The 9,565-nt window shown below is 32.9% G+C and carries 5 protein-coding genes; all 5 read right to left on the reverse strand.

Going from position 1 to position 9,565, the window contains the following annotated elements:
- Positions 1 to 560 precede the first annotated feature (560 nt).
- Positions 561 to 2,027, reverse strand: a complete 1,467-nt coding sequence (locus D5R40_RS27265) for a slr1306 family protein (RefSeq protein WP_124155494.1) — start codon at positions 2,025 to 2,027, stop codon at positions 561 to 563.
- A 1,149-nt stretch (positions 2,028 to 3,176) separates the two neighbouring features.
- On the reverse strand, positions 3,177 to 3,758 hold the full coding sequence (locus tag D5R40_RS27270; RefSeq protein WP_124147203.1) for a thioredoxin family protein: 582 nt from the start codon (positions 3,756 to 3,758) through the stop codon (positions 3,177 to 3,179).
- Positions 3,759 to 4,255: 497 nt separating this feature from the next.
- On the reverse strand, positions 4,256 to 5,803 hold the full coding sequence (locus D5R40_RS27275) for a sensor histidine kinase (RefSeq protein ID WP_124155495.1): 1,548 nt from the start codon (positions 5,801 to 5,803) through the stop codon (positions 4,256 to 4,258).
- 518 nt (positions 5,804 to 6,321) lie between these two features.
- Positions 6,322 to 6,852, reverse strand: coding sequence for a Rab family GTPase (locus D5R40_RS27280; protein ID WP_124147200.1), 531 nt, complete (start codon positions 6,850 to 6,852; stop codon positions 6,322 to 6,324).
- 8 nt (positions 6,853 to 6,860) lie between these two features.
- Positions 6,861 to 9,565, reverse strand: a 2,705-nt coding sequence (locus D5R40_RS27285) for an OmpA family protein (RefSeq protein ID WP_124155496.1), incomplete at its 5' end; no start/stop codon positions are given.

Genomic DNA, 9,565 nt, shown 5'->3' on the forward strand with positions numbered 1-9,565 from the left:
GGAATAAGTAAGAAAGGAATCAGGTTTTTGAGTAACTTATATAGCAGAAGGAAGAGGGAAGAAGGCAGGAAGGAATCAGGTTTTTGAGTAATTTTTATTTTTATTATATAGCAGAAGGAAGAAGGAAGAAGCAAAAGGCAAGAAATAAGAAGGCTTTAGTTCTCTAGGAGAGAAGGAAAAATCTAGCTTTGTCTAAGTTTTAAGCTTTTGATATGTCAAATACATTAATGGCAACTGCTATATATAGAAATTCCATTTTAGTTGTGAAAAAAATTTTTCGGAATTATCTAAAAGGGAACGAGGGCAGAGAGTTTCATTTTTTTGACAAAGCATTTAGAATTACTATACTTAACTTTTTTTATGCTTTTTTAATTTACAAGAGATAATTTTACAGTCAAGAAAACTACTAAATTTATGAAAGCTAGATTATCTTTTTCTTTTGGGTTTAATACCCCGGTTTAATACCCCAGCGTCTACATGGTGTTTTCAATTAGTTGTGGTTTGACTCTCCATCCATTTTTTCCTTTTTCTTCCTTTCTTCTTCCTTCTTCCTTCTTCCTTTATTCTGCCTGAGTTTGCAGAAGTTCCACTTTTTTCTGCTGTGGCAAAATATGATTTATTACTTGAGGAACAAAAGATTTTAAGAAATTATTTTGTTGAGTTTGGCTAAATACACTTTGTAGAATTTTGCTTAATTTCTCTATATTCAGAGAATTACTATTTGTCTGAGTTTGAAAATATTCTACTAAACTAATACCTGCGACTCTTGTTAGATAAGCAGCACTTACAGCTTGAACTGCACCACCTGCTACAAAAGTTATAGTATTACTTTTCAGGATAGTAGTTAATGTTTTTGTCGAAATTTCTACTAAGCCTAATTTTAGCATTAGCTCTGCTATAGTTCCTGCTACTTGCTTGCCTTGTTCGAGGGAAAATTTTTGCTCATATATAGCACTTAAATCTACTATTAATTGAGCATTTATAGCTGCTGTTGCTAATAAATCTAAAGCTGGAACTGGATTAGCAAATGCTGTTGCTGCAGCTATCCATTGATACTGTTCAATTATCGGAATAGCACGTTCTCGCCTGACCTGATTTAATATACTCTTCGCTTCAAGTGTAACTATTTCTGCTTTTCTTTTAGTAGTTGCCCAGACTAATTTTTCTGTTTCTTTTTCTAATGTTTGATTCAGTTTTTCGATCAATCCAGATATTTCTGGTAATGGTTGTTCTGTAGATTCTTTAATACTCCCATCTTGCTGATGTTTTCGTACTTTAAGGGAGTTAGGTTTGGCAGAAATTCCTACTAAATTTTCTTCTGAGTTAATGGTAGATAAAGTCTCTTTTAGTTTCTGTAATATCTGGGGTTTTTGGTCTGGCAAATATTGGTCTTGTTTATTCCAAACTAGGATAAAACTTTGACCGAGAGATGTTAATTTTGATAATGCTTGATATTCTGAATCTGTTAAGTCACCTGTAGTAACAAATAATATTAGGTCGTAAGGTGAAAGAGGATTAACTTGAGTATCTTCATCTGTTGTCATCCATTCTTCCTGCCATGTTAAATCGCTAATTTCTAACTTTTGAGAATTAGTAGATAGCCATTGAGAATTCAATATTTCAGCTAAAGAAGTTTTACCTACTCCTCGATAACCACTCACTACTATACTTAATTCTTTTCTTTCTAGTTCGTTAGTTAATGTGGTTGCTTGTTGACGTAGTTGGCTAATTTCTTCAGATTTGTTACTGCTGTTTATTTCCTGGGAAACCTTATCTAGAGTAATAACTGATAAGGCGATCGCTTCCTCTGCTATTTCTTTTGTTGGTGGTGCAATTATAGTAGCTTTATGGAGTGTTTTAGACCGTGGTTTTTTTAACAACAAAACTCCTAGACCTGCTGCCATAATTCCTAACATAGTAACTCCGCTAAATTCTGCCACGGAATGTTGGACACTATCTAATAACCATAATAGTAGAGATAATCCGATGCCTCCTACTAATATTGGTCTTTGTAATTTTATAGCCATTTTTATTATCCTCAGAAACTTCTTTAGTTATTCATTTTATCATGTTCAGCTTATTACTATCTTAACTCTTCTTCTAAGTTATTTTTATAATCAATCTATGATTAAGTTATTTAGCTGTATTGTAATTTTCCTAGATTGATTGAGCCTTAAATTCATATATAATAAATGCGGGAAATGTGAGATGAAGTTGGATGGAAATAACTACTATTTTTTCAATGTGTGTGCAATGTTTGTGTCATAAGACCTAGAAACTAGGCCCACCTCAATCTTGAACAACAGTTTTATATCAGGAAAGGCAGAGGGCAGGAGGCAGAAGGCAGAAGGGAATTCTGACTCCTGACTCCTAAGAAATACCCTAACTATTTGTAGCAAACATTTACCAAACTTGGTCTAATAGTGAATGGGATATATATCAAGTATTTTTAGGGTTGTTATCATACCAATTTCCAAAATAATGCAAGACATTCTTCAAGACTTCAGTTATTAAGAAATAAGTCAGGAATAGCAATGTTTTTAAGGATTAGTTTGTCAATAACGAAGACATCTTATACCAGTTTTATATGAGGTTGCATAGAATTTGAAATTCATTCAATCGATCTATATCTATCTACACTTACCTGCGGTAAATTATGCTTGAAATATTATTCTATGTAGCTGAATTTCAATTTTGTATTATTCCTAATAACCCTACTCTCAATAAGATGTAGCAAGAATGTTGATATTTAGTAAGTTCATAAGCAAAATTAATTACAGATCCTATTTACTTATTATTCCCTGTTCCCTCTCTTAACTAGGAAATTTATTTTCACGACTACTTATTAGTAAATAAGTAAGCATTCTGCATTCAGCAGTCAGCTATCAGCTCTTGAGAAACATCTACATTTCCCGCCATAGAATTGTATGAATTGAACTCAAACTCATCGTTCTTGTGGTTCATTCTTTGATTAAAATGTAATAAAAGTCAAACAAATGTTTACTTCATTGATTAAAAAGCTAAGAGCTGAATACTTACAATAATAGCTTATTTGATTTTTATTGCTGACCGCTGAAGCGCTAATAGTTGTTTGCGCAGCAGTCCGCAGGAAATGCTTACGTCAATAACATCTACAGAACAACCTACTCAACTATCTGCAAATATCCCTTTTAATTCTAACCAAAATAAGATGGCTCATTACCTGATTTCCACTTAATATTACAACCAATACTTGGCTTTTGTTCTTCACCTACAGATTTTTCTGCTAAAACTGCATCTAAAGCTGCTCTTAAATCACTCCCTGTAACTGGTTGATTATTACTAGGACGACTATCATCTAATTGTCCTCTATATACTAATTTAAAATCAGCATCAAATAGGAAAAAATCTGGAGTACAAGCAGCAGTGTAAGATTTTGCAACTTCCTGAGTTGCATCAAAACAATAGGGAAAATTAAACCCTAGTTCTAATGCCATTTCCTTTAGTTTATCTGGAGAATCATCAGGGTGAGTTTCAATATTATTGGAACTAATAGCTAAAATTCCTACATTTTTTGGAATGTAATCTTTACCAATTTTAGCAAGTTCTGCTTGAACGTGCTTAACAAATGGACAATGACGACAAATAAACATGACTAAGAGTGCTTTTTTTCCCTCAAATGTTGATAGGGAAATGGTTTCCCCGGAAACTACATCCGGTAACTGAAAATCTGGAGCTGAAGTGTCTAATGTCAGCATTGTAGAAGCGGTTAAAGCCATAGTTATTCCTGTTATAATTTTCATTATAAGAAAAAACTACCACATTTTTATCAAAATAGGGAGTAGGGAGTAGAGGGAAAGAATTGATTATTTATCTACGGTAGTTGATTTGATTTTTATTATTGGAAATGTTTAGTATATATACATTTCCTCACTTTATTTCTTATTCCTTATTTCTAGAAAAATATTTGATAGAATTAAGGTACTAAGCTTTTCCTCCTTTCTTCTTTCCTTTTCACTGTTCCTTCTTGATCTTGAGAACTACTGAGATTTTTTTCACTAGAACAAATCTCTAATACTAATTATCACCCCATGAATGCCACAAAAAATCCATGAGAAATTTCTTTTGATAAAAACCAGTCTCTATCATATTTTCTATATATAATCTATAGATTTTATCCCTTTACTTGTGATTACTTATTCCTGGGAAAATCTGTGACAGAACAAGGTACTAAGCTCTTCTTCCTTCCCTCTTCCTTCTGCCTTATGCCTTAATTTTAAGATACTTTTTGCAATGGAATTTCAACTCTGAAAGTAGTTCCTTTGCCTATTTCACTTGCAAAATCTATTGTTCCATTATGAAGGTCTACACACTGTTTCACAATTGATAATCCTAATCCTGTTCCTGCTATTTTACCTACATTACTTGCTCTGTAAAAAGAGTCAAACAATTTTTTTTGATTTTCAACTGGAATACCTATTCCTTCGTCCTTAATCAGAAAAATAGCTTCTCGATCATTCAAAGTTAACTGAAAATTCACCTTCCCTCCTGTAGGTGAATACTTAATAGCATTTGATAATAAATTATTTAAGATATGCCGAATTAATTTCTCATCTATTAAGAAGAACATCACATCATTCTTTTTCGACTTAGCTTGAGATTTATGTTGAAATTTTTTGTGAATTTTGAAATTTATTATATGTTTATCGCTAGCAGTAATTTTGATAGATTCAGTAATATGAGAACAAACTTTAATCAAATCCACAGGTGCTGGTTTATATTTCAATTTTCCAGCATCTGCTTTACCAATAAATCGGACATCATTTAACAATTCAAGCATTTCTTGTGTAGACTCTTCAATATATACTAAATATTGGTCTTTTTCAGTTTCAGTAATTTCCGAGTCATAGGATCTGAGTAATTGAGTAGATAATAATACTGTATTTAGAGGATTACCAAATTCGTGAGTCACCATTGAAAAAAAACGACCCCTTAGTTCTCTTAAATCTCGTTCTTGTTCTAAAGCTTGACGTATTTCTTCTTCCTCTTTTTTGCGCTCTGTAATATCTCTGCCTATATAAACAAAATTATATATTCCTTCTACATTGGTTTGAATAACCGAACAAGAAAGTTGAACAATAATTTTATCTCCTATTTTATTCTGACAAATTAATTCTATATCTTGAGAAATTTGTTCTTTTAAAAATATATATTTTTGGCGTGCTTTATGTAGTAATTCTTCTTTGGGAATAACCATAGAGATATTTTGACCTACCAATTCTTCCTTTGTATAATCAAACAAAATTTCTGCTGCACGGTTAACAGTTTTAATTATCCCCGCACTTGTTGTTACTAATAAAGCATCCGCCATAGAAGTAATAATTTTATTGATATAATCCTCAGAAGCAGCTAAAGAACTTAATAAAAGATTAGATTCATTTGAATTTTGAACTAACTTCTGCTGCATTACCATTTTTTCCGTTACATCTTCGACTAATACTATTAAGTTTTTTTCTAGACAATTTTCATTAAAATCTGCAATTATAGATATATTGATATACAGAGGAGATTTCTCTTCCAAAGACCTAGCTACTCCTTCATATTCAAAACTTTCTTTTTGCCCATTAATCACTTCCTCCAGAAGCTCTTCAACTCCTGCTAATTCTGGAAAACTATGACGAATATCTTCACCTAAAACTGCTAATTTTGGAGGAGCGGAAAATTTGTTTAACCCATAAGATACCTCTAAAATTTTTAACTCGGAATTAATTATCAAATACTCAGTTTGACGATATGCTAAAAGTTTTTTTAATAGGTTAATCATGGGTTATTTCAGTTATCAGTGATCAGTTATCAGTTAGCCTCCTCAGGAGGAACCACACTAATAGTATCTATGCAATAAGGAAGCTTATGCAATAAGGAGGCTTGAAATCAGGAATATTCTATTTATTTTTTTATCCCCTTAAAAAGCTATCCCTGATAAGGAACTCCTGAAAACCTTGTGGGGAGTGTGGGGGGCAAAAATCTTGTCTAAAGTTCTCAAAAAAATGTATTTTTCAATATACTTCTCTTCTAAAAAAGTCGCTCCAAGACATGCACATAACTTGTCTATTTTGTCAAGTTTTATCTAAAAAAAAATGTTGATAAAGCATAGTTGAAAAGGGAGGCTTTAGACCACAATTTATCGGTAATTTTTATCATTTATTTCTGCATAGAGATAGATAATTTTATCAAAATAATTGGGTCGCGCAACCTCGCCTTTTAAGGCCAATTTTTTTTGGAGGTTTGCTCAAATCTCTGTTACAAAAATAACTTCAGAATTTATAATTCTGACTTCATTAATCATCCTATTTTTTCTAGCATTCTATATGATAATTTCTCGAATATTTCATCTACATTCTCCCCAGTTTTAGCTGATGTAGAATATGTCGCTATCACTCTTTCATCTTCCTGATGCTCGAATTTTGATAATAGTTGATTGATTATTTCTACATCAACCAAATCTGATTTATTTAAAGCTAATATAGCTACACTTTTAGGATTTACTGATAAAAATAAATCTAATCTTTCCGAAAGATTTTCGATAGTTTCTTGACGGGTGACATCTGCTACAACTATTGCCCCACTAGCTCCTTGTAAATAACTAGGAGCGATCGCCTTAAATTTAGTATGACCTTCTAGATCCCAAATTAATAACTGCAAAAAATTCTTTTTTTCTGCTTCTGTTTTGGGTAAATCAACTTTTTTACGAGAAATTTTTACCCCTACCGTAGAAAGATATTGGTCACTAAACTGTCGATCGACAAACTTACGAATAAGACTAGTTTTTCCCACACCAAAATCACCAACAAGACAAATTTTTTTCGAGATCATATTTCTAGCTAGTTGTCTTTTTCACTTGGTTCAAACAAATCAAATGTTACGCACCTACTCAATAATAGTGGTTGATTGTACTCCACACCTTGAGGCGAGTTTGTTTGTCCAGTTACTTCTAATCGTCTGGCATCCACTCCCTGTTTTACCAAAGCATCCCTAACTGTATATGACCGTTCAAGGGCCAACTGCTCATTAATATTGGAACTGCCAGTACGATCTGTATGACCTATTATTCTAAGATGTTTTTGAGGATATTGGGTAAGAAATTCTTGAATCTGGGCCATTGTGTCTATATAGACAGGGTGAAGTTTGGCTGAACCCAGATCGAAGTAGATGCGAGTTTTCAGTTTAAGTGGGCTGAGTTTAGTTGTGCTGATTACTGATTTTACTCCAGGAACTTGCTCAATTTTACGAATAATTATCTGAGAATCTGCCATATCCATCACTGTTCCTTTGACTGTAACTCTACCTTCTCCATATTCAGTGCTGATGGACACACCTTCCATTTGATTTAATACTCTTGTAAGTCTATCTACCTCATCGCTTATTTCTGAAGCGTCCTGTGGTCTTCTAACAGCTGTTATTTGATTATGTACTTCTAAATTGTAGGGACTAGCTTGTTTTTTAGCTATTTTTGCTGCTCTATTTCGTAGATTTTGATTTGGCAGTTGTCCAGTTAGAATTAAGGAACCTCGCTTTACTTTTGCACCTATTCTATAAATAGCTAACTCTGGAATATTAGACCAAGCTTCCCTAGTTCTTGCTTCAATACCACGATAAAGTCTACTGTAATACTGATAGATACCCCAAGGTATGAATATTAGGCTCAAAATTAATCCACAAACTATTAACAAGGCAGTGGGAGGTTTAGAAATTTGTAATTTCTGATTTTCTTGTACATTTTCTATATCCATTAATGATTTTAATAACAACTGAATTGAGGCAGGAATAGTATCAGGGTCTCCTGCAAAAATTTTAATATATTTACCATAATCAATAACAATTTTGCTCAGTATTTTTCGTAATTCTTTGATAAACGATTTGTTTGTTTGCCCTCTTATTACTACAGCCAAATAACAATATCCCGCAACTTCTAAGATAATTTTTGAATCCCCATATTCAATTTCATTTAGTTCAGAAAAATCTCCAGACTGAGCAATACAATCATTCACAAAACTCCGAATAGCTGTTAACATTCCTGCTAGCATTTCTGATTCCAATCTATCTTGTCGAGAATGTTGAACTTCAGAAATTACTAAGCCAGATTCTTTGTGGATGAGAAACACAGCTTGGACAGTAAAAATCATTACTTCTGATATGATTAATTCTGCTTCTGAAACTCCTTGGAAAATTGCTTGAATTTTGCGTCTTATTCCTTTGAAGCTAAACGTTTCTGAAATCTTATCGTTAATTTCTCGAATTTCTTGTGTCATATATTTAGAAATGGTGCTGCCCATGACAGGATATAAAGCATCTACTATAGAATTTGGCTCTAAAGTAATTTGATCTTTAATTGCTCTACCCATTTCTGGTGCTAATGCTTGAGAAATTTGTCGCGGATCTATTCTAATTTGTTCTCTAATTGCTGCTCCCATTTCTGGTGCTAATGCTTTGGCAATTTCTTGGGGATAATTCTGTATGGCAGAAGAAATTGCTACTGGCAATAATGGTGCTAATACTTCACTAACTGACTGTTGGTCTTGCTCTGTTTTTTTAGTAATAATGATGTCTATGATTGGTGCTATTGCATCTGCCATTGCTTGAGGTTCTCGTTTGATTTGTGTTTCTATTGAAGGTGCTAATAATGGTGCTAATGATGAAGTTATTGCCTGTTGGTCTTGCTCTGTTTTTTTAGTAATAATGATGTCTATGATTGGTGCTATTGCATCTGCCATTGCTTGAGGTTCTCGTTTGATTTGTGTTTCTATTGAAGGTGCTAATAATGGTGCTAATGATGAAGTTATTGCCTGTCGGTCTTGTCTAAATCTTTTTTGTATAGCTCGATCAATAACTGGGGCAATTGTCTCTATGACTTCTGCTTCTGTTTGACCTAATTGTAAGTTTTGTGAGAATAAAGGAGTTAGTACATTATTGAATTCATCTTGATTATAATTAAATTTTTTTACTCCCTGGCTAGTATTTAGTTTCCGAATTAACCTAGCTAATTGAGAGCCAAATAAAATATTTTGTAAGTCTTCAAAAGCTTCTAATTCTGCATCATATTGTTGTCGATAGTCTGATAATTCTGGTGATTTTTGTGGGGCAAGTAATGGTTTTTCTATACCTGGTTCTTCTGCTTGATTATTAGTATATTTACCCTCAACATTAATAATATTATCCTGGTCTTCTTCTGGCTGTTTTGTGATTCTCTGATGGGTTGAATTTTGATGATTTTCTGTTTGATTTACTGCCGTTTCTTGAAAATCTATATCTTCTTGAGAGTTAATTGATTCTCCTGTTAAATCTTCCGAAAAATCATTAATGTTCTGCTGATTTTGTTCCGGGTGTTTTGTGATTCTCTGATGGGTTGAATTTTGATGATTTTCTGTTTGATTTACTGCCGTTTCTTGAAAATCTATATCTTCTTGAGAGTTAATTGATTCTCCTGTTAAATCTTCCGAAAAATCATTAATGTTCTGCTGATTTTGTTCCGGGTGTTTTGTGATTCTCTGATGGGTTGAATTTTGATGATTTTCTGTTTGATTTACTG

It is taken from the genome of Okeania hirsuta, from assembly GCF_003838195.1.
In the GTDB taxonomy this organism is placed as follows: domain Bacteria; phylum Cyanobacteriota; class Cyanobacteriia; order Cyanobacteriales; family Microcoleaceae; genus Okeania; species Okeania hirsuta.

Excerpts from the sequence above, each read along its gene's own strand:
- D5R40_RS27280 (WP_124147200.1), bottom strand. The coding sequence starts at position 6,852 with ATGATCTCGAAAAAAATTTGTCTTGTTGGTGATTTTGGTGTGGGAAAA.
- D5R40_RS27270 (WP_124147203.1), bottom strand. The coding sequence starts at position 3,758 with ATGGCTTTAACCGCTTCTACAATGCTGACATTAGACACTTCAGCTCCA.
- D5R40_RS27275 (WP_124155495.1), bottom strand. The coding sequence starts at position 5,803 with ATGATTAACCTATTAAAAAAACTTTTAGCATATCGTCAAACTGAGTAT.
- D5R40_RS27265 (WP_124155494.1), bottom strand. The coding sequence starts at position 2,027 with ATGGCTATAAAATTACAAAGACCAATATTAGTAGGAGGCATCGGATTA.